General features: G+C 72.5%; 19 protein-coding genes. 9 read left to right on the plus strand and 10 right to left on the minus strand.

Annotation, left to right across the window (positions count from 1 at the left end):
- Positions 1–32: 32 nt before the first annotated feature.
- The 4 genes from ACIRU3_RS33875 to ACIRU3_RS33890 all read left to right on the plus strand — a co-directional run bounded on the left by ACIRU3_RS33875 (position 33) and on the right by ACIRU3_RS33890 (position 7251).
- Positions 33–950 carry a MurR/RpiR family transcriptional regulator gene (locus ACIRU3_RS33875; RefSeq protein WP_404064721.1) on the plus strand — a complete coding sequence of 306 codons (918 nt, stop codon included), beginning with the start codon at positions 33–35 and terminating at the stop codon, positions 948–950.
- A gap of 457 nt (positions 951–1407) precedes the next feature.
- On the plus strand, positions 1408–1782 hold the full coding sequence (locus tag ACIRU3_RS33880) for a hypothetical protein (protein WP_404064627.1): 375 nt from the start codon (positions 1408–1410) through the stop codon (positions 1780–1782).
- Positions 1783–1906: 124 nt separating this feature from the next.
- Complete coding sequence (locus ACIRU3_RS33885; RefSeq protein WP_404064630.1) at positions 1907–4288, plus strand: SpoIIE family protein phosphatase; 2382 nt, start codon at positions 1907–1909, stop codon at positions 4286–4288.
- Positions 4289–4773: 485 nt separating this feature from the next.
- The gene (locus ACIRU3_RS33890; RefSeq protein ID WP_404064632.1) at positions 4774–7251 is read left to right on the plus strand and encodes a SpoIIE family protein phosphatase; all 2478 of its coding nucleotides are present in this window, start codon (positions 4774–4776) and stop codon (positions 7249–7251) included.
- Between the two features lie 109 nt (positions 7252–7360).
- Here ACIRU3_RS33890 and ACIRU3_RS33895 read toward each other — a convergent pair whose 3' ends face one another.
- Complete coding sequence (locus ACIRU3_RS33895; RefSeq protein ID WP_404064634.1) at positions 7361–8101, minus strand: peptidoglycan-binding protein; 741 nt, start codon at positions 8099–8101, stop codon at positions 7361–7363.
- Between the two features lie 166 nt (positions 8102–8267).
- Here ACIRU3_RS33895 and ACIRU3_RS33900 point away from each other — a divergent pair, with 166 nt between their 5' ends.
- Complete coding sequence (locus ACIRU3_RS33900) at positions 8268–10685, plus strand: polysaccharide lyase 8 family protein (protein WP_404064637.1); 2418 nt, start codon at positions 8268–8270, stop codon at positions 10683–10685.
- Here the strand turns inward: ACIRU3_RS33900 and ACIRU3_RS33905 are convergent.
- The 7 genes from ACIRU3_RS33905 to ACIRU3_RS33935 form a co-directional block, all read right to left on the minus strand.
- Positions 10672–11541: a hypothetical protein gene (locus ACIRU3_RS33905; RefSeq protein WP_404064640.1), complete on the minus strand. Its 870-nt coding sequence runs from the start codon at positions 11539–11541 to the stop codon at positions 10672–10674. The genes ACIRU3_RS33900 and ACIRU3_RS33905 overlap by 14 nt on opposite strands.
- A 168-nt stretch (positions 11542–11709) precedes the next feature.
- Entirely contained in the window at positions 11710–13182 is a 1473-nt protein-coding gene (locus tag ACIRU3_RS33910) for an HAD-IA family hydrolase (protein ID WP_404064643.1), read from the minus strand.
- Between the two features lie 16 nt (positions 13183–13198).
- Complete coding sequence (locus ACIRU3_RS33915; RefSeq protein ID WP_404064647.1) at positions 13199–14224, minus strand: hydroxyacid dehydrogenase; 1026 nt, start codon at positions 14222–14224, stop codon at positions 13199–13201.
- Positions 14225–14226: 2 nt separating this feature from the next.
- Positions 14227–15150 (minus strand): carbohydrate ABC transporter permease, encoded by a 924-nt coding sequence (locus tag ACIRU3_RS33920; protein WP_404064650.1) that lies wholly within the window; start codon positions 15148–15150, stop codon positions 14227–14229.
- Entirely contained in the window at positions 15147–16115 is a 969-nt protein-coding gene (locus ACIRU3_RS33925) for a carbohydrate ABC transporter permease (protein WP_404064653.1), read from the minus strand. Before ACIRU3_RS33925 ends, ACIRU3_RS33920 begins: the two co-directional genes overlap by 4 nt.
- A 110-nt stretch (positions 16116–16225) precedes the next feature.
- A complete protein-coding gene (locus tag ACIRU3_RS33930) occupies positions 16226–17533 on the minus strand; it encodes an ABC transporter substrate-binding protein (protein ID WP_404064656.1) in 1308 nt (435 codons plus the stop codon).
- A gap of 146 nt (positions 17534–17679) precedes the next feature.
- Positions 17680–18780 carry a substrate-binding domain-containing protein gene (locus tag ACIRU3_RS33935; RefSeq protein ID WP_404064659.1) on the minus strand — a complete coding sequence of 367 codons (1101 nt, stop codon included), beginning with the start codon at positions 18778–18780 and terminating at the stop codon, positions 17680–17682.
- A 184-nt stretch (positions 18781–18964) separates the two neighbouring features.
- Here ACIRU3_RS33935 and ACIRU3_RS33940 point away from each other — a divergent pair, with 184 nt between their 5' ends.
- From ACIRU3_RS33940 to ACIRU3_RS33955, 4 genes are all read left to right on the plus strand, one after another.
- Entirely contained in the window at positions 18965–19753 is a 789-nt protein-coding gene (locus ACIRU3_RS33940) for a TetR family transcriptional regulator (RefSeq protein WP_404064662.1), read from the plus strand.
- Between the two features lie 300 nt (positions 19754–20053).
- A complete protein-coding gene (locus tag ACIRU3_RS33945; protein WP_404064665.1) occupies positions 20054–20470 on the plus strand; it encodes a Zn-ribbon domain-containing OB-fold protein in 417 nt (138 codons plus the stop codon).
- Positions 20471–20513: 43 nt separating this feature from the next.
- Positions 20514–20912: a DUF4440 domain-containing protein gene (locus ACIRU3_RS33950; protein WP_404064667.1), complete on the plus strand. Its 399-nt coding sequence runs from the start codon at positions 20514–20516 to the stop codon at positions 20910–20912.
- A gap of 233 nt (positions 20913–21145) precedes the next feature.
- Entirely contained in the window at positions 21146–23908 is a 2763-nt protein-coding gene (locus ACIRU3_RS33955; protein ID WP_404064670.1) for a hypothetical protein, read from the plus strand.
- Positions 23909–23940: 32 nt separating this feature from the next.
- Here ACIRU3_RS33955 and ACIRU3_RS33960 read toward each other — a convergent pair whose 3' ends face one another.
- Positions 23941–24327, minus strand: coding sequence for a PPOX class F420-dependent oxidoreductase (locus ACIRU3_RS33960; RefSeq protein ID WP_404064673.1), 387 nt, complete (start codon positions 24325–24327; stop codon positions 23941–23943).
- A 62-nt stretch (positions 24328–24389) separates the two neighbouring features.
- Positions 24390–25568 carry a MalY/PatB family protein gene (locus ACIRU3_RS33965; RefSeq protein ID WP_404064675.1) on the minus strand — a complete coding sequence of 393 codons (1179 nt, stop codon included), beginning with the start codon at positions 25566–25568 and terminating at the stop codon, positions 24390–24392.
- Positions 25569–25592 lie beyond the last annotated feature (24 nt).

Consider the following 25592-nt stretch of genomic DNA (forward strand, 5'->3'; position numbering starts at 1 on the left):
GAGTGGTCGTGGGAGACAAAGGAACCGGGCCGGTGCCCTCGCCGCAGCAGGCACGTGCCCAGGCATCAGCGATCACCTCGGGCAAGACCGTGCCGGAGGCCGGTGCCGCACCGACCTCCCAGCTCAGAGAGCTCTTCGACGGCCCCCGGCTGTCCCCGGGGCAGCGCCGCGTCGCCCAGTACCTGATCGAGCACATCACCGAGGCGGCGTTCCTGTCGATCACCGAGCTGGCGGACCGCGTCGGCGTCAGCCAGCCCTCCGTCACCCGCTTCGCCGCCGCGGTCGGCTTCAGCGGCTACCCGGCGCTGCGTGAGAAGCTCCAGTCGATCGCGCTGAGCACGCTCGCCGGCGGCCCCGGCGAGGAGGACCGCGCCAACGAACTCCAGGCGGCCGTGGACGCCGAGATCCAGAACCTGGAGAACCTGCGCCGCGACTTCGCCGACCCCGATCGGGTGATCAGCGTGGGCCGCGCACTGTCCCGCTCCACTCCGCTGACCGTGCTGGGCCTGCGCATCTCCGTGTCGTTGGCCGAGTACTTCGGCTATGCCGCCCGACGTATCCATCCCGATGTGCGGCTCGTGACGCGCGGCGGCAGCGTGGCCTACGACGCGCTGCTGCAGTCGCGCGAGGCCGGCGGCACCTGGGTGCTGGCGTTCGCCATGCCCCGGCACGCACAGGAGACGCTCACCGCGCTGCGGGTCGCGCGCGAGGCGGGCCTGAAGGTCGCCCTGATCACCGACCTGGCGCTCGGCCGGCTGGCCGACGAGGCCGACGTCATCTTCGCCACCGGCACCGGCTCCCGCCTGGTCTTCGACTCCTATGCCGCGCCCGGGGTGCTGGCCGCCGCCCTGCTGCAGGCCATGACCGACGCCGATGCGGAGCGCACCCAGGGCCGCCTGGAGAAGTACGAACAGGTGGCGGACCAGCACCACTTCTTCCTCAAGGACTGATCCTTCCGCCTGCTCAAGGCCTCTCCGCAGATCCTCCTGCCGTTCGGCTCGCGCACAGGGATCTTTCGGCGTACGAGGACCATTCACCGCATTTTCCGCATGAATGTTTTCATACGTCTTGCAAAGCAGACGGCATATATAAATACTGCTCACGGATCGCGCCCGGCCCACTCCGGGCACGGTCCGCACCTGCGGACTCACCGCTCGCAATGCCGCCCCGAGAAAGCCGACGGACCGCCCATGCGCACGCAAGCACCCCCGCCGCGCCGGTCCCCCGCGTCCGGGGCCCCCGCACGGACACCCTCAGCCGCCGTCCCCTACCCACGTCGGCGACGGGGGTGTTCGGTGGCGCACCGCTTCGGCGATGCGCCCGTGGCGGCCCCGGTCATCCCCTAGACCGGGGCCGCCCCAACCGTCGGACCACCCTCACGACGCCGCACACCGGAAGCGATTGATCATGCCCTTGACCACCACGCGCCTCAGCCCCGACTGGCCCTGCCAGGTCAAGATGCCGGGCAGCTACGACTGGGAACGCTCGGCGGCCAAGTGGCTGCGCGAGCTGGTACCGGCACGCTACGCCAGTTACCCGGCGCTGATCCGGCACCCCGTCCTGCTCGCCCGGCACGCACAGATCCAGGTCCAGCAGGAGATCCGGGTGGCACGGACGGCGCTGCAGACCGCCCGGGCCGAGCTGCCCGTGCTCGGCCTGCCCGAGTCGGTCATCGAGCACACGATCAAGCTGTACGCGGCCGAGGTGCTGCAGCTGCAGCACATCGCGCGCAGTGTCCGCGCGGTCAGCGAGGCGCTGGCCGGACGCGGCACCGGCCGCTGACGGACGGACCCCGCCGCGCCGTCCCGGGCCGTCCGCGTCCCGTGTCCGGACCCGCCCCACGTGCGCGGACAACCGCACGTGGCAAACGGGTGATCGGACCCCCTGGGTGTGCCATGCTCATCGCGTGACGAGCGAGCCCGCGCCTCCCGTGGACCCCGGCACCGGTGCCGATCTTGTGGCGCTGGCCAAAGTCGTGGCCCGGCAGCGCGCCGAGCTGGAGCGACTCCGGGACCTGACCGCGACCTCGGCCGTGCTGGAGCGGGCCAAGGGCGCGCTGATGGCGACGACCGGCTGCGCCCCCGATGCCGCGCAGGACGAGCTGCTGCACCGCGCGAAGACCGGCCACCGCACGCTCTTGGAAGAGTGCTGGCTGACTCTGGGCGGCCTGATTCCGTCGAAGCGGGACCCCGAGGCCGCGGGTGCCGGACAACCCTCCGAGACCGCTTCCCGGCCGCCCGTGTCCGCCGGCACCGGCGATCTCGCTGACGTACTGGGCCAGATCGGCCGGGACATGGTCCGGGTCGGCTCCCCGCAGGAGCTGTCCGGATGCCTGCTCAAACACCTGGCGCCCGAGGTGGGCGCGGACGCCGTGCTGCTGTACGAGCGGCTGCCCGAGGGCGGGCTCGGCCTGATCGGGCACGCCGGAGTCGGCCCGACCCTCGCCGCGCAGTGGCACCAGGTTCCGCCGGTGAGCGGGGTCGCCCCGCTCGACGCCCTCGCGACCGGCGAGCCGCGCTGGCTGGAGAACCTCACCGCCGGCGGGCAGCGCTACCCGCTGATCGGCAACCAGCCCGAGCGGTGGCCGTCGCGAGCCTGGCTGCCCATGCCCGGCGGGGAACAGGCCGGTGTCGCCCTCGGCGTGCTGCGCCGGCAGAACCTGCCCTTCTCCCCGCGCGACCGGGAACTGCTGAAGGCCGTGGCCCGGCTCTGCGCGGGCCGGCTGCGTGCGTTCGACGCCCCGCAGGAACGCCTCGAGGAGGGCGTGGCCCAGGCTGTGCAGGCCGTACTGGACGCCCTGCCGGGAGCGGTGATTCTGCTGACCCCGCTGCGTGCCGCCTCCGGCGAGGTGGAGGACTACCGCATCGACGCCGCCGCCCCCGACGCGGTCGACGTCTTCGGCCGGACCGGACGGCACATGGTCGGCAGGCGCATCCTGGAGAGCTATCCGTCCGTCGCGGGCGAGCCGCTGTGGCACGGCTACCTGCACACGCTCACCACCGGTGTGCCGTTCGAGAGCGCACCGTTCGCCTACCAGGACGTCGCGGACGGGGTGCCCGTGACCGCCACCTACTCGGTGCGGGCCGCGTCGCTGGGCGACGGGCTGCTGGTGACCTGGCTGCGGCACGACCCCGCGGAACTACGGGAGCAGCGTCTGGCCGACGTCCAGCGCCTCGGCAACCTCGGCTGGGCCAGCTGGAACCTGGTCACCCAGGAGATCACCTGGTCCGCGCAGGTCTACGACATCCTCAGCCGCGCTCCGGCGCGCGGACCGGTCCGGCTGGAGCATCTGCCGGACCTGGTGCTGCCGCAGGACTCGGGCGCCCTGGCCCACGCGATCGCCGAACTCGGCCGGCACGCGCGGCCGTTCGACGTGCCGTTCCGCATCCAGGCACCCGAGGGCGTACGGCATCTGAGGATCGTCGCGGAGGCCGTGACGGAACCGGACGGTACGCCGGTCGACGTGCACGGCTTCGTGCAGGACCTCACCGCGCAGCGCAGTGCCGAACTCGCGCTGGTGGAGAGCGAGCGCGCGATGCTGCTGCAGCGCGGGATCCTGCAGGCCGAACGGGCCCTGGCCGCCCGGCTGCAGCACGCGCTGCTGCCGCTGCCCAGCGAGCCGGTGCGGCTGGCCGGGCTGCGGATCGAAGTCGCCTATCTGCCCTCCCAGTCGGGCATCCATGTCGGCGGCGACTGGTTCAGCGCCATCGAACTGCCCGACGAGGCGGCGCTGTTCGTGGTGGGCGACGTCGCGGGCCACGGCCTCGGCGCCGTGGCGACGATGGCCCAGCTCCGGTTCACCGCGAAAGGCATGGTCAGTACCGGCTCCTCGCTGACCGGGGCCCTGGCACGGCTCAACCGGCTCCTGCTGCACTCCCGGGACGGCCAGACCACGGCCACCATGGTCCTGGCCCGCTACGAACCCGCGGCCCAGGTCCTGGCGTGGGCCCAGGCCGGCCATCCGCCGCCGTTGCTGGTGCGCCGCGGCGAGGTGCGCTACCTCGACCGCCCCGACGGGGTGCTGCTCGGCGCGAGCGCGAACCCGGTCTTCGAGTCGGCCGAGATCCGCCTGGAGGCCGGGGACCGCCTGCTGCTGTACACCGACGGCCTGGTGGAGCGCCCCGGCGAGAGCATAGACACGGGCTTCGCCCGCCTGGCCGACGCGGTTCGCACCCACGGCTGCGAGCGGGCCGGCTCCCTGGAGGCGCTGCTCGCCACGATGCTGGCGGACGAGCGGCGGGACGACGTGTGCGTGCTGGACATCCGGATGCCGGCGACGGACGAGTAGCCGCACACGGCCCGCCGGCGCCCGCCCGGGGCGTCGGCCGGTCGCCGTCAGTCGTCGTCACGATGCCGCCAGTACCAGCACACGCCGACGGCCAGGGCCAGCAGGAAGACGGCGGGCACGAGCAGGCCCGGGATGCGGGAGCCGGTCATCGGCGTGACTTTCGGTAGTGGTGCGAGGTGCGCCCCGCGGCGGGCCGCGGGTGACTGCCCATGGTGACGCCCGACGGCCCGCCGTCCACACGGCTTTCCCGAGACCTTGCCCGGTGTTCGAGCCCGGTCACGGCCTGTGCGAGCCCACCGGACCGGCCGCACACTCACGGAGTGTGACTGCACCGGTGTCGGCACCCGGATCACCCCGCGGCACGCCGGCGCCCGGCGAGGGAGCGCCGGGAGGAGAGTCAGCGGGTGCCCCGGGTCGGGGACGGAGGCACCATGTACCTGTGGGTGTCCTGGGCGTGACGATGCCGAATGGGACGGTACGACACCATGGATCCTGACACGCCGTTCGAGCCGAGGGAGGACGCGTTCGCCGTCGTGGACGGACACGGCACGGTGGTCAGCTGGAGCCCCGGAGCGGAGCGGCTGCTGGGGTACACGGCGGCGCAGGTGCGGGGGCTGCCTTGGTCGAGTCTGGTGCTCTCGCGGGACGACACCCGCCGGATCGAGGGCCTTCGCCGTCCCGAGCGGTCCGCCTGCCTCGGTCCCGCCACGCTGCGGCACCGCGACGGCCACCCGGTGGGAGCGGTTCTGTGGGCGCACCCTTTCGCACGCGACGAAGCGGAGCAGTGGCTCCTGCAGGCGGAGGACACGGAGGCGGTCCAGCGGCGCGAGCTGCGGCAGGCGCTGCTGAGAGGTCTGTTCACCGAGTCGCCGTTCATCATCGACGTCTTCGACTCACGTCTGAGGTTCCTGGCCCAGAACGACTCGGTCAACCGCGCCCCCGGATTCGCCGAGAGCGTCGTCGGCCACACCATGCGGGAGGTGGCCCCGGCCGGGCTGCTCGACATGACGGCCCTGGAAGAACGTCAGCGGCATGTCCTGGCCGGCGGCAAGGCGCTGATCGGCACCGAGGTGCACGGACGTGATCCCCGGGAACCGGACCGGGACGCGGTGTGGTCGGAGACCATCCTGCCGCTGCGCAACAGTTCCGGAGCGGTGATCGGGCTGGCGCACATGGTGTTCGACGTGACGGAGCAGGCCCGGGCACGCGAACGGCTGACGCTGGTGAACGCGGTCGGCGCCCGGATCGGCAGCACGCTGGACGTCCTGCACACCGCGCAGGAACTCACGGACGTCGCCGTGCCGAGGTTCGCCGACCTCGCCTACGTCGATCTGGTCGAATCCGTCCTCGGTGGCGAGTCACCGGTGAGCGGACCGGTCCGGACGGACGACCCGCTGCGGCGGGCCGCGCAGACGATGCTGCCCGGGGAGCCGGCCACCGTGCTGGTCGGCACGGGCGAGATCGATCCGTCCACCACGGGGTCCGGCTCGCCCGCCGCCCGTGCACTCGCCCTGGGCAGGCCCCTGTTGCTGGCGGGACAGGAGCTCGACGCCGCGCTTGCCACGTGGGGCGTGCGCGAGGCCGCGGAACTCCGGCAGCGCGCGGTCCACTCGTGTCTGGTGGTGCCGATGCGTGCGCGAGGTGCCGTCCTGGGTGTCGTGATGTTCGCGCGCTTCGCCCGGGCGCACGCCTTCGAGGCCGATGACGTCCTGCTGGCCGAGGAGTTCGTGACCCGCGCGGGCGTCTGCATCGACAACGCGAGCCGGTACACCCTCGAACGCAGCACGGCGATGGCGCTGCAACGCAGTCTGCTGCCGCAACGCCTGCCGGCTCTCAGCGGTCTGGAGACCGCGTCGCGCTACCTGCCGGCGGCCGGGCAGGTGGTGCTGGGCGGCGCCTGGTTCGATGTGATCCCTCTGTCGGGCGCGCGGGTCGCCCTGGTGGTCGGGGACGCCGGGGGACGTGGACTGCACTCCGCGGTGACCATGGCCCGGCTGCGCACGGTGGTCCGCACCCTGGCGGAGCTGGATTTCTCGCCCGAGGAGCTGCTCGCTCATCTGGACGACCAGGTCACGCGGCTCCGGGACGAGCAGTGCGGCGGCGCGGGCGGTCCCGCGCCGTCACCGACCTGTCTGTACGCGGTCTTCGACCCGATCTCCGGGACCTGTGCCCTGGCGAGCGCGGGCCACCCTCTGCCCACGCTGCTGACCGCGGGCGGACGTGTCGGATCCGTGGACATCCCCGTGGGCGTACCGCTGGGCACGGGCGGGATCGCCTTCGAGTGCGGCGAGGTGACGCTCGCCGAGGGCGACACCCTGGTGCTCTGCACCACGGGTCTGTCCAGGCCATGGGGCGACGACGGGGGGATCCGGGCACGGCTTCGCACGGAACGGCCGTCCCGGCGCTCCGGCGCGGACTCTCCAACGCCCCAGGAGCGGGCCGGACTCGGGAGCCTCTGCGACGAGGTGCTGAGCAGGCTTCTGCCGGATCACCTCCAGGACGACGCGGCACTGCTGCTGGCACGGGTACGGGCCCTGGCGCCCGAGCGCCATGCCACCCGGGAGGTGGAGGCCGCCGCCGAGGCCGTCGGGCAGGCCCGCGCCTGGGCGGTGCAGAAGCTGGACACCTGGGGCCTGGAGGAACTGGCCTTCACCACGGAACTGCTGGTGAGCGAGCTGGTCACCAATGCGATGCGCTACGGAACCCCTCCCGTGGGGCTGCGGCTGATCCGCGACCACAGCCTGATCTGCGAGGTCTCCGACGGCAGCAGCACGTCCCCGCACGTCCGGCGGGCCCTGGACACCGACGAAGGGGGACGTGGGCTGTTCATGGTGGCGACGCTCGCCCGGCTCTGGGGAACCCGCTACCACACACGGGGCAAGACGATCTGGGCCGAGCAGCCGCTCCCGTCCGGCACGGACACGGACGAGGCACCGTGCGCCCCGTCGCCCGCGCCGGGCTGACGGCCGCACGGCTGCGATGGGCCCCGGCCCGATGGGCAGGGCGCGTCTCGGTTGCGCACCCCTCCCGCCGGCGAGTCGGCCCGTGCGCGTCTGGACACGGGCCGTCCGGTCAGCCGGGGCCGTCGGGGCTCGTCCGGGACTCCAGCGCGCGACGGGTGTCGTCGCCGTAGACGCCGGTCTCGTCGCCGCTGATGCCGTACCAGAGCTGGAAGCGGGCCACGGCCGCGGTGAGGACGGCGTCGTAGGTGCCGTCGGCCGAGCCGTCGCGGTAAATGTCGGGGATGCTCAGCAGGCGCTGCTGCAGGGCGGTGACGTCGGGTCCGGTGTCGCCCTGACGGAGGGTTCCGGCGCCGTCGGGGTCGGTGGACGGCGTGGCGACGGGAGCGGCCGGGGCGGTGGTGGCCGGTGCCTTGGTGGCCGGTGCCTTGGTGGCGGGGTGGGAAGACTGGTGGGTCGCGGCGCCGGCCTCCTGGCGGGCGGGGAGCAGGAGGGCACAGCCGAAGCCGACGAGTGCGGCCGCGCCGACGGCAACGCAGATGGCGGCGCGACGGAGTCCGGGGCCCAACCCGAGGGCTCCCGCGGTGCCGATGTGGCCGGTGCCGTTCGGAGGGGCCTGCGGCGTGGCCGGGAACGGCGGCAACTCCTGGGTCTCGTCCTCGGCGGCGAAGGGTGTCCGGGCCATGGTGGCGCCCGGTCGGGGTGGGGTGCCGAAGGACTCGTGCGTCTCCGGCTCGGGGTGCATCTCGCGCATCAGCTCCGCGAGGGCGTCGAAGCGGCGCAGCCGCAGGACGCGGACGGGTTCGAGAACCGGTCCGGGGTGCGGCTGTTCAGGGTCGGGCGGTGTCGGCACCCTGCTCTCCTTCCGTCCCGTGTGTACGGGATCCGCGGTCCCCGTGCTGAGATACGGCGCGTACACCGGACCCGTTCAGCCCCACCCCCGCCAGCAAACGATCGAAATGTTCAACTCGGTAAGATGTATTGAGCGTTTGAGCGAGTGCGTGCTAGAAACCGCCGTCATGACGACTCCTTGGTCTCGCCGTGGTTTCCTGACCGCCTCCGCAGGCACCGCTGTCGCCCTGGGGCTCGGCACCCGGGCATTCGCGGCGTCGGACGAGTTCGCGACGCTGCGTGCCAAGTGGCGCGGCCTGATCCTCGGCGAGGGCTTCGACCCGGCCGCCGAACCGTTCAAGTCCCGGCTCGCCGACCTCGGCGCCACGGCGAGCGGGCTGCTGGCCACGATGGCCCCGGCGACCGGTTCGCTCTGGCCAGACCTGGTGTACACCGACCCGGACCCGGACACGGACCAGGAGTCGTACGGCTACTCGGGCAACATGAACACCAGTTACACCCGCCTGAACACGCTCGCGCAGGCATACTGCCTGCCGGGCACCGGACTGACCGGCGACTCCGGACTGCGGAACGCGGTCCTCACCGGCCTCGACCACCTCCACGACGACGTCTACAACGCCCTCCGGACCCGGTACGGCAACTGGTACAGCTGGCAGATCGGCGCCCCGCAGGCGCTGCTCGACGTGTGCGTGCTGATGTACGAGGCCCTGCCGGCGGACCGGCTCGCCGACTACCTGGCCGCGGTGGACCACTTCGTGCCCGATTCGGCGGTGGCGAGCTACGGCGGGACCAGCACCGGAGCCAACCGGGTCGACCTGTGCCGGGTGCTGGCGCTGCGTGGCGTGGTCGGCGCGAGCGCGGCAAAGGTGGCCCTGGCCAGGGACGCCCTCTCCCCGGTCTTCCCGTACGTCACCTCGGGCGACGGTCTGTATGCGGACGGGGCGTTCGTCCAGCACACCACGGTGCCCTACACGGGGTCGTACGGCTCGGTCATGCTCGGCGGTCTGGGCCTGCTGTTCGCCCTGCTGGCGGGATCGACCTGGGCGGTGACGGACGCGAACCGGCAGATCGTCTTCGACGCGGTGGAGCACGCGTGGGCGCCGTTCCTCTACAACGGCCTGGTGATGGACGGTGTTTCGGGGCGGGCGATCAGCCGTGGGCTGTCGGCGGCGGACCCGAAGCAGATCCAGCAGGACGACCACCTGCGCGGTCATCCGATCCTCGCCTCGATCGTCCTGCTCGGGCAGGGCGCGAGCGCGGCGGAGCGCGCGCGCTGGCGCGGCCTGGTGAAGGGCTGGATGCAACGCGACTACTACAGCCCGCCGTTGAACGACCCGGTGCTCGGCCTGCCGCACCTGGCCCGGCTGAAGGGCGTTCAGGACGACACATCGGTGACGGCGGTCGCGGAGCCGACCGGGCACCGCCTGTTCCCGTCCATGGCGCGAGCCACGCACCGCAGGCCGGGCTGGGCGGCCGCGCTGAGCATGGCCGATCGCCGGATCACCTACTACGAGACCGGCAACGGCGAGAACCTGCACGGCTGGCACACCGGTTCGGGGATGCTGTACTGGTGGGGCGACAGCTTCGCCAACGGGCAGTACAGCGACGCCTTCTGGCCCACCGTCGACCCCTGTCGGCTGCCCGGTACGACCGTGTCCCGCAAGGTTCTGGCGGACGCGGCCGGCGGGGACTGGGGCGCCTCGCTGCCGGACGTGAACTGGGTGGGCGGTGCAACGGACGGGGAGCGGGCCGCCGTCGGGCAGTACCTGAAGGGATTGCAGTCCACGCTGCTGGCCAAGCAGTCGTGGTTCTTCCTGGACGACACGGTCGTCTGCCTGGGCGCGGGCATCAAGTGCGCCGACGGCACGACGGTGGAGACGACGGTCGAGAACCGCAATCTCGGCCCCGGCGGTGGCGCCCCGTTCACAGTGGACGGCACGGTCAAGCCCGCGACCTGTCCGTGGTCCGAGACGCTCACGGGCGCGAAGTGGACGCACGTCGGCGGGCACGGCGGCTGTGTCTTCCCGGGCGGGGCGACCGTGCGGGCGCTGCGCGAGGCCCGCGACGGCAGCTGGAGCACGATCAACAAGGGCGGCTCGACGACCGTCCTGAACCGCAAGTACCTGACCCTGTACGTCGACCACGGCACCGACCCGGCGAACGCGTCGTACGCCTACCTCCTGCTGCCGGGTGCGACCGCCGCCGGCACCCAGGCGCGGGCCGCCGACACCGGCTGGCTGACCGTCCTCGCCAACACGGACAGTCAGCAGGGCGTGGCGGTGCCCTCGCTCGGCTTCACCGGCGTGAACTTCTGGTTCGGCGGAACGGTCGGAACGCTCACCGCGAGCGATCCGTGCTGCGTGATGATCACCGAGAGGGCCGACGGCACGGCCGTGATCGCGGTGAGCGATCCGATGCGCATGCGGACGAGTCTGACCCTGACCTGGCGGCGGCCGGTCACTGCGGTGACGTCCGCGCCGGCCACGGTCACCTCGGCGGCCACCGGCTCCTCGCTCACGCTGGCCTTCGGGGATCTGACCTCGGCGGCGGGCGCGACGCAGCGGATCACCGTCAGGCTGGGATGAGCGCCTCCTGTGCCTCCTGCGCCCCTCGCGCCTCGTGGACGAACCGGCTCAGGGACGCCGTCAGCGCGGTGACGAAGGCGTCCCGGGCCTCCTCCGGGAGGGCGTCCAGGGACAGGTAGGGGTTGAGGTCCTCCAGCTCGACCAGCAGCAGCTCGCCGTCCGGGGCGCGGCAGGCGTCGACGCGCTGGATGCCGTGGCCGAGGCCGTTCCAGTCGATGAAGCGGCGGGCGAACTCCAGGTCGGCGGCGGTGGCGGCGTACGGCTTCAGCTCCCAGCGGCGCTCCGGGTCGGGGGCGTGGAGGGCGTACTGGAAGTCGTCGTCGACGAAGTAGAAGGACACCTCGTAGGCGAACTCGACGCACGGCTGGACGAGGACGGTGCCGTCGGCGAGTCCGGCGAGTCGGCCGGCCGGCAGGACCCGCAGGCCGAGGGAGTCGGCGCCGAGCTTGGGTTTGACCACGTAGCGCTCGGCCGCCGGCAGCCGGTGCAGGTCCTCGGCGCGGTCGACGGTCGGTATGACCGGGAAGCCGGCGGCGCTCAGGTCGAGCAGGTACTGCTTTCCGGCCATGTCGGCCTTGCCGGTGAGCGGGTTGTACACCGGGATCCCGCTGCTGAGCGCACGCGCGCGGAAGGCCTCGTACTCCGTCGGGTAGCCGAGGACGGGCCCGCTGTTGCGGACGACGACGGCGTCGTAGCCGTCCATCAGGGCGGCCGCGTCCCGCGGATGGCACAGGGCGAGGTCGAAGTGCTCGCGCAGCCGGGAGGTGAGGAGGATGTCCTCGTCGCAGTAGCGGCGCCCGCGGGCCGGGTACGCCAGGTCGGTGACGTAGAGGACGCGGGGGCGGGCGGCGGGCATGGGGGGCTCCTCGGGCTGCTGCGGCCGGGTCGGCACGGGGTGGCAGAAAGGTTACGTCGGGGTGCCGCGCCTCCCGTCGCCGCCCCGGTTCTCCGGCGGTCACCGGGCGGTCGGCAGACATGCCGACGACGTCCTGGCCCGGTCACCCCGCTCCGTGGGCGGCAGGTCTCACAGCCCCGCCGCCCACAGCTCCCTCTTGGCGACGCCCGCCAGGCCTCGGCGCACCGTGCGCCGGGGTGCCGCCTCGATCGGCGTGTACGACGGTACGGCGAGCACCCGGCAGCCGGCTGCCTCGGCGGCGGCGACACCGGTGGGCGAGTCCTCAACGGCCGGGCAGGCGGCGGGGTCCACGGCGAGGGCGCGGGCTGCGGCCAGGTAGGGGTCGGGTGCGGGCTTGGTCCGGGCGGTCTCGCCCGCCGCGATCGTGGTGCGGAACGTGTCGGCGCCTTCGGTGGCGAGTACTTTCCGTACGGCGTCCACGACCGGCCGGGGGGACGCCGAGACGAGGGCTGCCGGCAGGTCCGACTCCTGGAGCAGGCGGAGGAGTTCCAGCGCGCCGGGCAGGGGCGTGGCTTCCCGCTGGACGGCCGTGAGGAAACGGGCCGCCAGGTCGGCGGCGAGGGTGGCCGGGTCGGTGCCGGTGAGGGTGTGCAGGTGGGCCGCGGTGTCGGCGGTCGACCGGCCCAGCGCGTCGAACAGGTCGTCCGGGGCGATGCCGGGTGTCGTCTCGCGGACCGTGCGCAGCCACAGCGACTCGGTGTCGACGAGCGTGCCGTCCATGTCGAGCAGTACGGCGTCCGGCCTGGCCGCGAAGGGGCGGCCGTCGAGGGTCCAGTGGCGGTCCGGGTGCCGGCCGAGCGCGGCGAAGACCTGCGCGGCGACATCGGGGTGCCGCACGCGCGCCGGTGCTCCGCCGATGCCGGGACCGGCGGCGGCCAGCCAGGCGGTGCGCTCGGCGCCGGACCGGCCGCCGTGTCCGCCCGCGTCGACATGGCCGTGATCGGTGACGACCAGGTACGTCCACTCCTCGTCGGCGTACGTGCGCCGGGAGCGGACGGCGGCGAGCAGCCGGCCCAGGCGGGCGTCGGCGCGGCGGACCGATGTCTCGTACGCCTCCCCGCAGCCCAGGACGTGCGCGGTCTCGTCGGGCGCGCCGAGGTAGACGAAGGAGGCCTCGGCGTCGTCCTCGGCCAGGACGCGGGCGGCGGCCTCGGTGATCCGCTCGTCGCACTCCTCCCATGCCTCGGGGGTGTCGGCGCGCGGGGCGATGTGGACCGTGCCGGACGGTGCCCGGAAGAGGGGGCCGCCGTCACGCGGCTGCATCAGGGGGCGCCAGCCTGCGGCGACGAAGGTGCGGCGGCCGTCGTGGTGGTCGAGGCGGGTGGCGAAGTCCGGGAAGACGTCGAGGCGGTGCCCGGATAAGTCGTTGCTCCACACGCCGTGCTTGGCGACGTCCACGCCGGTGACGATCGTCGCCCAGCAGGGGCCGGACATGGTGGGTGTGTCGTCGTCCACCTCGACCGGGGTGAGGAAGCCGTCGGCCGCCAGGGTGTCCAGGTGCGGGGTGGGCAGGCGCCGCAGGGAGTCCAGGCGTACGCCGTCGATACCGACGACGAGGACGCGGCGGGCGGCGTGGGACATGGCACTCCTTGCTTGGTCAGGCGGACCGGGTCATCTCGTCCGGCCCCACTCCGCAGGCGAACGGCAGGCCCTGCGCGTAACGTGCCACTTCGTCGGTGGCCCAGTCGGTCATGCGGCCGAGCTCATTGCCGAGGGAACCGGCGATGTGCGGGGTCAGCAGCACGTTCGGCAGGGTGTACAGGGGTGAGTCGGCGGACGGTACGTCCGGTTCGGTGACGTCGAGGACCGCGTGCAGGCGGCCGGTGACGAGGTGGCGGGTGAGGGCTTCGGTGTCGACGAGGGAGCCGCGCGCCGTGTTGATGAGGGTGGCGCCGTCCCGCAGCAGCGCGAGGCGGCGGGCGCCGAACATGTGGCGGGTCTCGGGGAGTTGTGGCGCGTGGATGGTGACCACGTCGCTGCGCCCGGCGAGTTCGTCGAGGCCGGCGGGTTCCGCGCCGAGGGCTCGCGCCGCGGCGGGGTCGAGGTAGGGGTCGTGCAGGAGGACGTGCAGGTCGAGCGGGCGGAGCAGCTCGATGACCCGGCGGCCTATGTGTGAGGCGCCGACGACGCCGACGGTGCGGCGGTAGTTGCCGTAGCCGCTGAAGTACGGGAGCAGGCCGGGCCGGCTGCGGGTGCGGGCGTAGCCGTGGGCGATGTCCAGGACCCGTTTGTTCGCGAACAGGATGGCGGCGAGGGTGAATTCGGCGACCGGGAGGGCGTTGGCGGCGGCGGCCGAGGACACGGCGATGCCGCGCTTCCAGACGGCGTCGGTGACGTGGTGCTTGACGGAGCCTGCCGCGTGGACGACGGCGCGCAGCCGGGGCATGCGGCGCAGCGCGTCGTCCGTGAGCTCGGGTGCGCCCCAGTGGGTGAAGAGGACCTCGGCGTGGGCGAGGCGGCGGGCGTCGGCGGGGGTGACGTCGGTGAGGGTGGTGACCGCGGTGGTGGTGTCGACGCGGGCGACGGAGCGGAGCCGGTCGAGGGCGCCGTCGGCCAGCAGCGCACGGTGGATGTCGGTGCCCATGGCAAGAACGGTGGACGGGCGGGATGCGGGCACGGTCATCCTCACTTCACCGCACCGGCGGTCAGGCCGGAGCGCCAGAAGCGCTGCAGACAGACGAAGGCGGCGATCAGCGGGAGCACGGCGACCAGGGAGCCGGTGATCACGAGCGAGTAGAACTCGGGCTGTTGCTGGGTGAGGCTGTTCCACATGAACAGGCCCAGGTTGACCGGGTAGAGGTGGTCGTCGTTGAGCATGACGAGCGCGCCGAAGAAGTTGTTCCAGCTGGCCGTGAAGGAGAACAGGAAGATCGTCATGAAGCCGGGGCCGAGCATGGGGAGCGCGATGCGGGCGAACGTGCGCAGTTCGCCCGCGCCGTCGACGCGGGCGGCCTCCAGGACCTCGCCGGGTACGTAGCCCTCGGAGAAGACCCGGGCCAGGTAGACGCCGAAGGGGTTGACCAGGGCGGGCAGCAGCAGCGCCCAGTAGGTGTCGACGATGCCGGCCTTGGTGGCGAGCAGGTACATGGGCAGCTGGATGACGGTGCTGGGGACGAGGACGCCGCCGAGGACCAGCCCGAACAGCTTCTCCTTGCCCTTGAAGTCGTACTTGTCGAAGGCGTAGCCGGTGGCCACGCAGATCAGGGTGGAGGCGGCGGAGCCGACGACGGAGTACAGCAGGCTGTTGCCGAACCAGCGCAGGTAGATGCCGTCGTCGACGGTGAACAGGTGGCGCAGGTTGGCGAGGAGGTTGAAGCCGCCGAGGGTGAAGCCGGAGGTGGCGAAGAGGTCGCGGTGGTTCTTGGTGGCGGCGATCAGCAGCCAGCTGACGGGCATCAGGGTGTAGCAGGCGGCGAGGAGCAGCAGGCCGTTGACGATGCCCTTGGAGAGGAGGGCGTTCCCGGGGGCGCGGCGGGCGGTCGCCCGCGGGCGGGTGTCCGTGGCCGGCTCGGCGGGTGCGGGGGTGGGGTGGTGGGTGAGGGTGCTCATACCGCCGCCTTCCAGCGGTTGCCGGTCCGGGTGACGACGAAGGAGAGGGCGACGCCGAGCGCGGCGAGCATCAGGGAGGCGGCCGCGGCCAGGCCGTAGTCGTGCTGCACGAACCCCGCCTTCCAGATGAACAGGGTCGGTGACCACTCGGTGTCGATCGAGGGCGCTCCGCGCTGGTTGAGCAGCTTGGGTTCGGTGAAGATCTGGATCGCGCCGACGCAGGTGAACAGGACGGTCATGACGATCGCGGAGGCGATCATCGGGATCTTGATCTGCAGGGCGGTGCGCAGTCCGCCCGCTCCGTCCACGACGGCCGCTTCGATCACTTCGCGCGGTACGGCCTGCAGGGCGGCGTAGAAGATGACCATGTTGTAGCCGGTCCACTGCCAGGCGGACAGGTTGACCATGGAGAGCAGGACGTGATCGTTCGCGTAGAAGTCCCAGCTGCCGCCGGCCGCCCCGATCCAGTCGAGCACGGGGCTCAGGCCCGGTGTGTAGAGGTAGATCCAGATGATCGAGGCGATCAGTCCGGGGATCGCATGGGGCAGGAAGAGCGCGAGCTGGAAGAACCGTTTCGCGCGGGCGAGGGCGGAGTCGACGAGCAGCGCGAGGGCGAGGGAGCCGCCGATCATCACCGGGATGTACAGGGCGCAGTAGAGCGCGATGTGCGCGAAGGAGGCGCGGAATCCGGCGTCGGAGAGGGCGGCGGTGTAGTTGGCGAGTCCGGCGAAGACGCGCCGGGTGCCGCCGAAGCCGAGTCCGGAGGAACGTTCCTGGAACAGGCTCATCCACAGGGCGTAGCCGATGGGCGCGACCATGACGGCGGCGAACAGGACGAAGAACGGGGTGATGAGCAGGGCGGCGGCCCGGCGCTGACTGCGCCTCAGCTGTGTGGCCCCGCTCGGCTCTGCCGGGACAAGGCGGGTGGCCGGCGGGCCGGCGGTACGGGCCAGGGGTGCTGCCACGGCGGCTCCTTCGCGGTCGGGTGACGGGAGAGGCGGGGCGGGAGGCGGGGCTGCTGCGGGTGCGGCGCGCCGCACTGGGCGCGCCGCACCCGCCCCCTCCCCTCAGGGGGCTACCCGGCGAGCTTGAGGCCGCGGTCCTTGATGCCGGACTCGGCCTTCTGCTCGCCCGCCTCGACTCCCGCGGCGAAACCGGACTTGGCGGTGGTGTCCTGGATGGCGGTGTAGACGTCCATCTGGTCGGGGCCCCAGGTCCAGCCGGGGAGGATGGTGTCGGCCTGCTGGGAGGCGAGGGCGTAGAGGTCCTGGCCGCCGAAGTAGGAGGTGTCGAACTCGGCGGCGGCGACCTTGCGCATGTCCGCGTTGGCGGGCAGCGCGCTGCTGGGCGAGGCGAGGTCGGCGAGCCGGGCCTCGACGCCGGCCTTGTCCGTGGTGAGCCAGGTGATGAACTCGGTGGCGGCCCGGGCGTGCTCGCTGCCCTTGAGGACGCCGTAGGAGGTGCCGCCGTAGTTGCCGGCGGCCGCGGTGCCCCAGTTGGGCATGGGGGCCGCGGCCCACTTGCCCTTGAGGTCGGGCAGGGCGGTCCTCATACCGCCCGCGGACCAGGAGGCGCCGAGGAAGGAGAGGGTCCTGCCCTGGGCGCGGGCCTTGGTCTCCTCGGGGCTGTAGCCGGTGAAGGTCTGCACGAGGCCGCCCTTGACCAGCCCGTCCCAGTAGGTGGTGACCTTCTTGGTGGCGGCATCGTTCACGCCCGTCCTCCAGGCGTCGCCGCGGGTGCCGAACCACTTGCCGCCGGCCTGCCAGGCGAGGCCGGCCAGCAGGGCGGGGTCGTTCTTCGGGATGGAGGCCAGGCGGACGTCCTTGTCCTGCTTCTTGACCTTCTCGGCGGCGGCCTTGAACTCGTCCCAGGTCTTGGGGACGGAGATCCCGTACTTCTTGAACAGGTCGGTGCGGTAGTAGAACAGCTGCGGTGCCACGTCGTAGGGCACGGTCCAGGTGCGGCCGCCGAAGGTCACCATGGACTGCACAGGCTTCGGGAACTTCGTCTTGACCGTTTCACCGGCGTACTTGGTCAGATCGATCAGATTGCCTTGGCTCGCGAACTCGGGGACCATCTGGTACTCGATCGTGGCGACGTCGGGTGCGTTGCCCGCCTTCACGGCGTTGGCGAGCTTGCTGTAGCCCTCGGTGCCGCTGGGGATCTCGGTGAATCTGACCTTGAGGTCCTTGTGCGTCCTGTTGAACGCGTCGACGGTCGACTTGGCACCCAGCGTCCAGGTCCAGTAGTCGATGGTCACCGGCTTTCCGTCGGACGCGGCGTCGGTCGAACCGCCGCTGCCGCCGCAGGCGGTGGCGAGCAGGCCCAGGGCGGCGACGGCGGCGCTTGCGGCTGTGCGGAACGATCCTGACGTACGCGTCATGGCACGGCTCCTACTAGGCCTCGTACGGGAAGAGGCGGTCGCAGGACATCTTTTGTGCACACACGATCAACGTCAAGAGCGTTCGCGCAAGATAATCAAAACGATCGCACGATGATCGGTTCGCTCGCGGACTTCACTCGAAGATGTCACGGAGCGTCGCCTGCGGGTGCCTCGCCCCCGCACGAGGAGCGGATCCGCAACTCCGGGAGCAGGTCGAGGTGTTGCCGGGGACCGGGCCGCTGTCCCGCGGCCTTCTCGGCGAGGCGGCGCAGCAGGAGCTTCGCGGCGAGTTCGCCGACGGAGCGGGTGGGGGGCGCGACTGCGGTCAGGGGCACGTCGGCGAGGCCAGCCACCTCGTCGTCGTAGGCGATGAGCGCGAGGTCGTCGGGCACCCGCACCCCGTGCGCCTGGAGCCGGGGCACCAGCACGATGGCGTCCTCGTCGCTGTGCACCAGGGCGGCGGTGACGCCGCGTTCGCGGACCGCCTCGACGAGGTAGTCGACGGAGGCCTCGTAGTCGCCGTGTTCACGCACGCTCGGGGCGCCGTCGGCGACCTCGATGCCGCGGGCGCGTACGGCCGCCCGGAAGCCCGTACCGATCTGGACGGCGTGCGGGCCTTCCTGGAGGACGGCGGTGATCCTGCGGTGGCCGAGCGAGGCCAGGTGGCCGACGGCCACGGCGGCGCCGTGGGCCCGGTCGGTGCGGACCCGGTCGAGGTCGGCGGCGGGGTTGCCGGGCGGGGCGGAGCGCTCGACCAGGACCATGGGCACCGGACACTGCGTGAGCCACTTCTCCTGCCCGTCCTCGGGAACGCCGCCGAACCAGCTGGGCGCCACCAGAAGCCCCTGCGCACCGCCCTCGATCAGGTGTTCCGCCTGCACCGGGTCCTCGGCGTCGACGTACCCGGAGACACCGAGGACAAGGCGCCCGCCACGGGCGCCGACGGCCTCACGGGCGCCGCGCACGATGTCGGCGAAGATATTGACCGTGGTCGGCACGATCATTCCGATCACGGCGCCTTCGGCGGACTCGTGCCGCCGCTCGGGGGCGGCGGTGGTGTCGCCGGGCCAGACCACGGCTCCGTGCAGCCGCTGCACTCGGCCCTGGGCTGCCAGGGCCTCGACGTCACGCCTCAACGTGACCGCGGAGACGCCGAGTTCGGCCGCCAGTTCGGCGACGCGGAGGCTGCCCCGCTCCCGTACGAGTTCGAGCACCCGCTCATGGCGCTGGTCGACGTGCAGTCGCATGGGGCTCCCCCTGGAACAGTGATCCCGAATGGCTTACTCTACGCCCACAATCGTATCGATCGTTTTCTATCAATTCGATCGCTCCGGTGTTCGGGAAAGCAACATAGGGCACTCAGTTCCCCCTTGAGTCCTCTTCTGCTGCACTGAGTGTCATGAATCCGGGCCGGGTGCTACGTTCCCGGTCATGAGCTCCAGCAGCGCGGCGCCGGCCGCGAAGCCGCCGATGCGGGACGCCCTGGTCGCGGCGGCCTTCCAGCTGTTCCTGGAACGCGGGTACGAGCAGACCACCGTGGACGACATCGTGGCGCTGGCCGGGGTCGGCCGGCGCTCGTTCTTCCGCTACTTCCCGTCGAAGGAGGACGTGGTCTTCCCCGACCACGAGAGCTGCCTGGCCGACATGACCGCGTTCCTCGCCGCGAGCGACGAGCGGGACGAGCCGGTACGACGGGTGTGCGACGCGGCCCGGCTGGTCCTGCGGATGTACGCGGAGAACCCGACCTTCTCCGTGCAGCGCTACCGGCTCACCAAGAAGGTGCCGGGACTGCGCGCCTACGAACTGTCGGTGGTGTGGCGCTACGAACGCGCGCTCGCCGAGTATCTGCGCGGGCGGTTCACGGGGCGGCCCGACGGGACCCTGGTCGCCGATGTGATCGCCGCAGCGGTCGTCGCCGCGCACAACAACGCCCTGCGCTCCTGGTTGCGTTCCGACGGAATGGGCGACGCGGACACGGCGGTGGACCATGCCCTGGGGTATGTCCAGGCCGCGTTCGGCCGCTCGGCACATCCGCACCCCACCCCGGCCCACTCCAGCCCCACCACCTCCTCCGCGGCCGACGGCCGGCCGGCCGGGCACCCCGACGTCGAGTGCCCGGACGTCGACCGGCCCGAGGACGTGGTCGTCCTGGTCGCCCGCCGGGACGCACCGCTGTGGCGGGTGGTGCAGGGGTTCGAGGCGGCGCTCGGCCGCGCCTGACCCCGCCGCCGCCTCCCCTCGGCCACACCGCCCCCGCCTCCGGCCATACCCGCCCGCACCACTCTCCCGCCCCGGCCGTACCCTCCCGCCCCCTGCCCTTTCCCGGCCATGCCCGCCCCTGCGTCCGCCGGAGGCGCCCGCACACAAAGCCTCCGCACATTCGGGGTACGGAGTGCCTTTACGAGTGACACTGAGTGCCATACTCTGACGGCGTGCACGGCGGCACGGCAACCGGGCACACGCGTGTCCGGTTCAGACCGGGCACGCGGGATTCCGGCCGAGGGCAGGGAGTTGACCAGCGTGTATCACCACTCAGCGAGCGTCTCGCATCCGGCGGCCGGCTCCGCGGCGGGTGTTCTCGACCCCGCCCCCGCGGAGTCCAGGGACGCCATCCACTTCCAGCGCTGCACCTGGTGCGGCACCGCGATGTACCACCGGCTGCTGTGTCCGGTGTGCCAGGGCAGCGAGCTGTGCACGGAGCGCAGCGAGGGCACCGGGACGGTGCGCCATTCCACCGTGGTGCACCGCAACACGCCAGCGGCACGCAATGTGTCGCTGATCGAGATGGCCGAGGGGTTCGTCGTACGGGGCCGGGTCATGGGCCCGCCCGTCGGCATCCACAGCGGGGACCGGGTACGGCTGTCCACGGCCAAGGACCCGGTGCGGGGCGAGCCGGTCTTCCAGCTGGTCGACGAGCCGTACCGGGCCTGGACCTGAGGGCGCTCGCCGAGTCTGCGGCGGTCTGCGCGAAGATGCTTCCATGACCACGGCAGCAGATTCGGAGTCGGAGCAGGTGAGCGCGGCGATCGCGGGTGAACTCGCGCTCATGGACCCCCGGGTGCGTTCCTCGCGGGACCTGGCCCGGCGGTGGCTCGACCCGGAGTACGTCGAAATCGGAGCCTCGGGCAGGCGATGGACCCTGCCGGACATCCTGGCCGCGCTGCCGGACCTGGCGGGCAGCACCGAGGAGAGCCCTGGCTACGAGGCCTCGGAGATCAAGGGCGTGCTGCTGGCTCCGGGGCTGGTGCATCTGACGTACGAGACGGTGCTCGACGGCCGACGCGCGCGCCGCAGTTCGCTGTGGCGCAGGCGGGACGAGGAGTCGGGCTGGCGCATGTACTACCACCAGGGCACCCCGGTCCCGCCCGCGGCTGCCTAGTTGGTGCCGCGGCACTGGTGCCCGTCCGGCGGATCATGCCGGAGTCGCGGGGCGGGTTCCCCGCACGTCGCGGGCCGTGGGGGGAAGTTGCCGGGTGCGGGGCCACCGACCGCACGATGTGATCCGACACCTGCCCTGCACAGGCAACCCACAGAGTCTCCTTCCCGTCCTCCGGGGGCGAGGGGCGCCCGGGACGACCCGGACGCCCGAGGTCGGGTTCCAGAGGAGGAACTGTGGTCCGTGCCCGGCGCATATGGATCACCGCCGCCGCGCTGCTCGCGGTGGCGGGCGTGTCCCCAGGGGCGGCAGTCGCACAGGGTCAACCACCATCACATACGGGGGCGTCGACAGCCGCTGCCGACGGGGTGCTGCCGCCGGGGTGGGGGATCAGCGGCGGCCGGTCCACGTCGCAGCTGGTGTGGCGGTCGGAGCGGCCGGTGCCCATGGGCGACGCGCGCGTCGAATTCCGCGCGGGCGGGCGGCTGTTGGGTGTCCCCCAGCCGGCCGCGGACGGGCGCACCTTCCGGCTGCGGATCGACGGGCGGCACGCGGGAGAGCTGAAGGGGCTGCAGGTCTGGTCCGGCGGACGGCGCCTGGACGCCAGGTCCACCGCCCCGGGCGGGGCGGCGGTGCAGCCGCCGGCGCCGCTGCCGGCCAACCCCGTGGACCCGGGCAAGCCGGGCTCGTACCGCACCAGGACCGGCGAGTACAACCTCAAGTCGGTGCGGCTGCCGGGCTTCGCCGCTCCGGTGGAGATGCGCGCGGTGGTCGTCGCTCCCACCGGTGCCCGTGGCCCGCGCCCGCTAGCACTGTTCCTGCACGGCCGCCACTACACGTGCTACAAGGGGCAGGAGATGAACGGCGACTGGCCCTGCCCGGCCGGGACGAAGGCGGTGCCGAGTCACCGCGGCTATCTGCGTGACCAGAAGCTGCTGGCCTCCCAGGGCTATGTGACCGTGTCGATCTCCGCGAACGGCATCAACGGCCAGGACTGGGCGGCCGAGGACGGCGGCGCGCAGGCGCGTTCGTCCCTGGTGCGGCTGCACCTCGCCCGGTGGGCCGGCTGGACCGCGCACCCCGAGACGGCACCGGCGGTCGTACGGGACGCTCCCCGCGCCGACCTGTCCCGGGTCCTGCTGGTCGGGCACTCACGGGGCGGCGAAGGTGTGAACCGGGCCGCGCTGGACAGCCTGTACCCGCCGTCCGCCGACCGGGACGGCTACCACGGTCCGGTGCGCTGGACCATCCGCGGCCTGGTCCTGATCGGCCCCACGGTCTTCGGGCAGAACCCGGTGCCCGACGTGCCCTCGGCGACGATCCTGCCGGGCTGCGACGGTGACGTCTCCGACCTCCAGGGCGAGGTGTACGTCGACGGAACGCGCGCGGTCAGCCGCGGTACCGCACTGCACAGTGCCGTGTACGTCGTCGGCGCCAACCACAACTTCTTCAACTCCGAGTGGACGCCGGGGCAGGCCGCCGCGCCCGCCCAGGACGACTTCTGGGACGACCCGCAGCAGCACGACCCGGTGTGCGGCAAGCGTGCCGCCACCCGGCTGACCGCTGGCCAGCAGCACCGGGCCGGTTCCACCTACGTCGCGGCCGCCGCGCGGCTGTTCCTCGCCGGTGACGACAAGGTGCGGCCGCTGCTGGACGGTTCCGGCAAGCGGGCGCCGTCGGCGGACCCGGCGCGGGTCCTCACCCATGCGGTGGGCGGGCGTCGCAATGCCGGTTTCCTGCCGGACGGCGGGGTGTCCGTGTCCGGTGCCAAGCTCTGCGCGGCGGTCGATCCCGCCCCGGTCAAGGCCTGTCTGGGCCAGGGCGCCAAGGGACTCTCGCCGCACTTCGCGCCGTGGGAGACGGACCGTGAGGCCGGACGGCACGCGGTCGCGCTGCAGTGGACGCACGCCGGCGCCCCGGCACGGGTGCGCGTGAAGGACCCGGTCTCGCTGGCCGGTGACAAGGAGCTGGCGCTGCGGCTGTTCGTGCCGCCGAACTCCCGGGGCACGCGCCTGGACGTGTCCGTCACGGACGCCTCCGGCCGCAAGGCGGTCCTCGGCAAGGTCCGGGTCGACGGGCTGCCCGGCAGCGAGCGCACCGCTTCCTACTGGGCGCGCGAGATCCGGGTGCCGCTGACGGCGGCGACCCGTGCCGGGCTCGACCTGCGCAAGGTCAAGTCCCTTGAAGTGACCCCGCGTTCGGGATCCGGCCGGGCCTGGCTGATGGACGCGTGGGGCTGGCGGCCCGGTCTGCCGGCGGTGCGGGCGGCCACGCTGCCGCGCGTGGACGTCGGCCGGACCACCGTGGACGAGGGCGACTCCGGCGTGCGCACCTACCGCGTTCCGGTCGAGGTGTCGGGGCAGGGCAGCGGACAGGTCCGGGTGTACGTCATCGACCCGGTCACGAACCGGGCCACGGACCGGCTGGTCACCGTGCATCCGGGCGGCCATGACATCGACGTACCGGTCGAGGTGAAGGGGAACACGCGCTACGGCACCGATCTGTCGTACGACATCCTGGTCAAGGCGGTCCGGGGTGCGGTGGTCGGCTCGCACCGGGGCGGGATCACGGTGCACGACGACGACCCGGCGCCCAAGGTGACGGTCACCCCCATCGCGGGCCGGGTGAGCGAGGGGCGGTCGCTGAAGTGGCGGGTGTCGATGCCCGAGGCCGTCGACGTGGACATCACCACGTTCTTCGCCGCCGTGCCGCCCACCGGGCCGGAGCTGTCCACCAAGGACGTGTCCGCGCGCTGGCTGCGGGACACGGCCGGCGCCTCGCCGGACCCGGAGCGGCGCCTGTCCAAGGTGGAGGGCGGTCTCTATCTGGGGGTGGACATCCCGGCGGGCAGGACCAGTGCCGACATCACCGTTCCCACCGTCAAGGACCGGGTGACGGAGCCCGCCGAGTCGGTGCTGTTCCGGCAGATCGACGAGCAGACGGGTGAACCGCAGTCCGGTGGGCTGGAGTTGAGCGGTGCGGTGCTCGACGCGTCGTAGCCGTCCGGGGCCCTGAGGAGGCGGCGGCCTCCTCAGGGCCTCAGGGTCACCCGGATCCCCACCGTGCCGTCCAGGCCGCGCCGCAGCCGGCTGCCCAGCAGCGTGAGACGGCCGACGATGCCGTACTTGCGGGCGACGAGGGTGCGGTAGCGGGCGGTGGTGGCCGCGTCGGCGATCTCGGCGGTGGCCGGGATCTGGTCGCCGGTGGGACGGCCGCGCACGTCGCAGACGCCGACGAGGACGTCCCCGCGGCGGCGGATCCGCTTGACCTTCCAGCTGTGCGCGGCCGTCCACACGCCCAGGGCATCCCCGTCCCGGATCACCCACACCGGGGTGGCGACGGTGGTGCCGTCCTTGCGGTAGCTGGTGACCAGCAGGTATTTGCCGGAGCCGAGCCGGTCCAGCCATGTGTCGTCCATGTCCGGCAGTCTAGGAGCCCGCATGCCGTCCGGGCGCGTGTGCGGGCAGCGGCCGCCACGGCTCAGGCCGGCGCCGCCGCCATCCGCCGCACCGCCTCGGCGAGAATCTCCGGCGAGGTCCCCAGATTCAGGCGTGCGTGCCCTGCGCCGCCGGTGCCGAAGGGCAGGCCGGAGCTGAGGGCGACCCGGCCGCGGTCGAGGAACACCTCGGCGGGGTCGTCCCCGAGACCGAGGGCGCGGCAGTCGAGCCAGGCGAGGTAGGTGGCCTCGGCGGGAGCGGGACGGATCGCGGGCAGGTGCTCGGCGAGCAGCGCGGCAAGCAGGCGCCGGTTGGCGTCGAGGCCGGTCAGCAGGGCGTCCAGCCAGCCGGTGGCGTCGTTCAGGGCGGCCGTGTGGGCGATGACACCGAGGTGGCTGGGGCCGTGGCTCACCTCTTCGGGCATCCGGGCGAGGTCGGCGGCGGCTCCGGGTCCGGCGAGGGCGAGCGCGGCCTTGAGCCCGGCGAGGTTCCAGCCCTTGGACGCGGACATGAGCGAGAGGCCGCGCTCGGCGCCGGGCACGCTCAGATAGGGCACGAAGGTGACACCGGGGGCGACGAGCGGGGCGTGGATCTCGTCCGCGACGACCCGGACGCCGTACCGTTCGGCGAGGTCGGCGACGGCGGCGAGTTCGCCGGCGGTGTGCACGGTGCCGGTGGGGTTGTGCGGGCTGCACAGCAGGAAGGCGGCCCGGCCGCTGCCGGCGGTCGCCTGCCGGAACGTCTGCGCGAGCAGATCGAGGTCGATGCGCAGGTCGGCGCCCAGCCGGGCCTCCACCACGCGGCGGTCCAGGTGGGTGACGAACTGGTAGAACGGCGGGTACACGGGCGAGTTGACGATCACCGGATCGCCCGGGCCGGTGACCAGTTTGAGCATTTCGACCACGCCGAGCATCACGTCCGGAACGATCGCGGTGCGCTCCACGGCGATCTCGTCCCAGTTCCAGCGCTTGGCGGCGAATCCGGCCAGCGCCTCGGCGTAGGCGGTGCCGGCGGGGTAGCCGGTGTCTCCGAGGGCCAGCGCGTCGGTGACGGCACGGACGACGGGCTCGGCGAGCGGGACGTCCATCTCGGCCACCCACAGCGGCAGCACGTCCTCGGGGTAGGTGCGCCACTTCATGCTCGTACGACAGCGCAGCCGCTCCAGGCCGAGGACGCGCAGCGGGTCGGGTTCGCCGGGTGTGTCGTGCGGGATGCTGGTCATGGGGCTCAAGATAGGGGGCTGTGG

The sequence above is a fragment of the Streptomyces sp. NPDC101151 genome (genome assembly GCF_044768335.1).
Lineage (GTDB): Bacteria > Actinomycetota > Actinomycetes > Streptomycetales > Streptomycetaceae > Streptomyces.

Bases quoted from the DNA above. Each gene is read 5' to 3' on its own strand.
- ACIRU3_RS33880 (WP_404064627.1), top strand. From the start codon at position 1,408: ATGCCCTTGACCACCACGCGCCTCAGCCCCGACTGGCCCTGCCAGGTC.
- ACIRU3_RS33890 (WP_404064632.1), top strand. From the start codon at position 4,774: ATGGATCCTGACACGCCGTTCGAGCCGAGGGAGGACGCGTTCGCCGTC.
- ACIRU3_RS33900 (WP_404064637.1), top strand. From the start codon at position 8,268: ATGACGACTCCTTGGTCTCGCCGTGGTTTCCTGACCGCCTCCGCAGGC.
- ACIRU3_RS33905 (WP_404064640.1), bottom strand. From the start codon at position 11,541: ATGCCCGCCGCCCGCCCCCGCGTCCTCTACGTCACCGACCTGGCGTAC.
- ACIRU3_RS33910 (WP_404064643.1), bottom strand. From the start codon at position 13,182: ATGTCCCACGCCGCCCGCCGCGTCCTCGTCGTCGGTATCGACGGCGTA.
- ACIRU3_RS33915 (WP_404064647.1), bottom strand. From the start codon at position 14,224: ATGACCGTGCCCGCATCCCGCCCGTCCACCGTTCTTGCCATGGGCACC.
- ACIRU3_RS33920 (WP_404064650.1), bottom strand. From the start codon at position 15,150: ATGAGCACCCTCACCCACCACCCCACCCCCGCACCCGCCGAGCCGGCC.
- ACIRU3_RS33930 (WP_404064656.1), bottom strand. From the start codon at position 17,533: ATGACGCGTACGTCAGGATCGTTCCGCACAGCCGCAAGCGCCGCCGTC.
- ACIRU3_RS33935 (WP_404064659.1), bottom strand. From the start codon at position 18,780: ATGCGACTGCACGTCGACCAGCGCCATGAGCGGGTGCTCGAACTCGTA.
- ACIRU3_RS33940 (WP_404064662.1), top strand. From the start codon at position 18,965: ATGAGCTCCAGCAGCGCGGCGCCGGCCGCGAAGCCGCCGATGCGGGAC.
- ACIRU3_RS33950 (WP_404064667.1), top strand. From the start codon at position 20,514: ATGACCACGGCAGCAGATTCGGAGTCGGAGCAGGTGAGCGCGGCGATC.
- ACIRU3_RS33960 (WP_404064673.1), bottom strand. From the start codon at position 24,327: ATGGACGACACATGGCTGGACCGGCTCGGCTCCGGCAAATACCTGCTG.
- ACIRU3_RS33965 (WP_404064675.1), bottom strand. From the start codon at position 25,568: ATGACCAGCATCCCGCACGACACACCCGGCGAACCCGACCCGCTGCGC.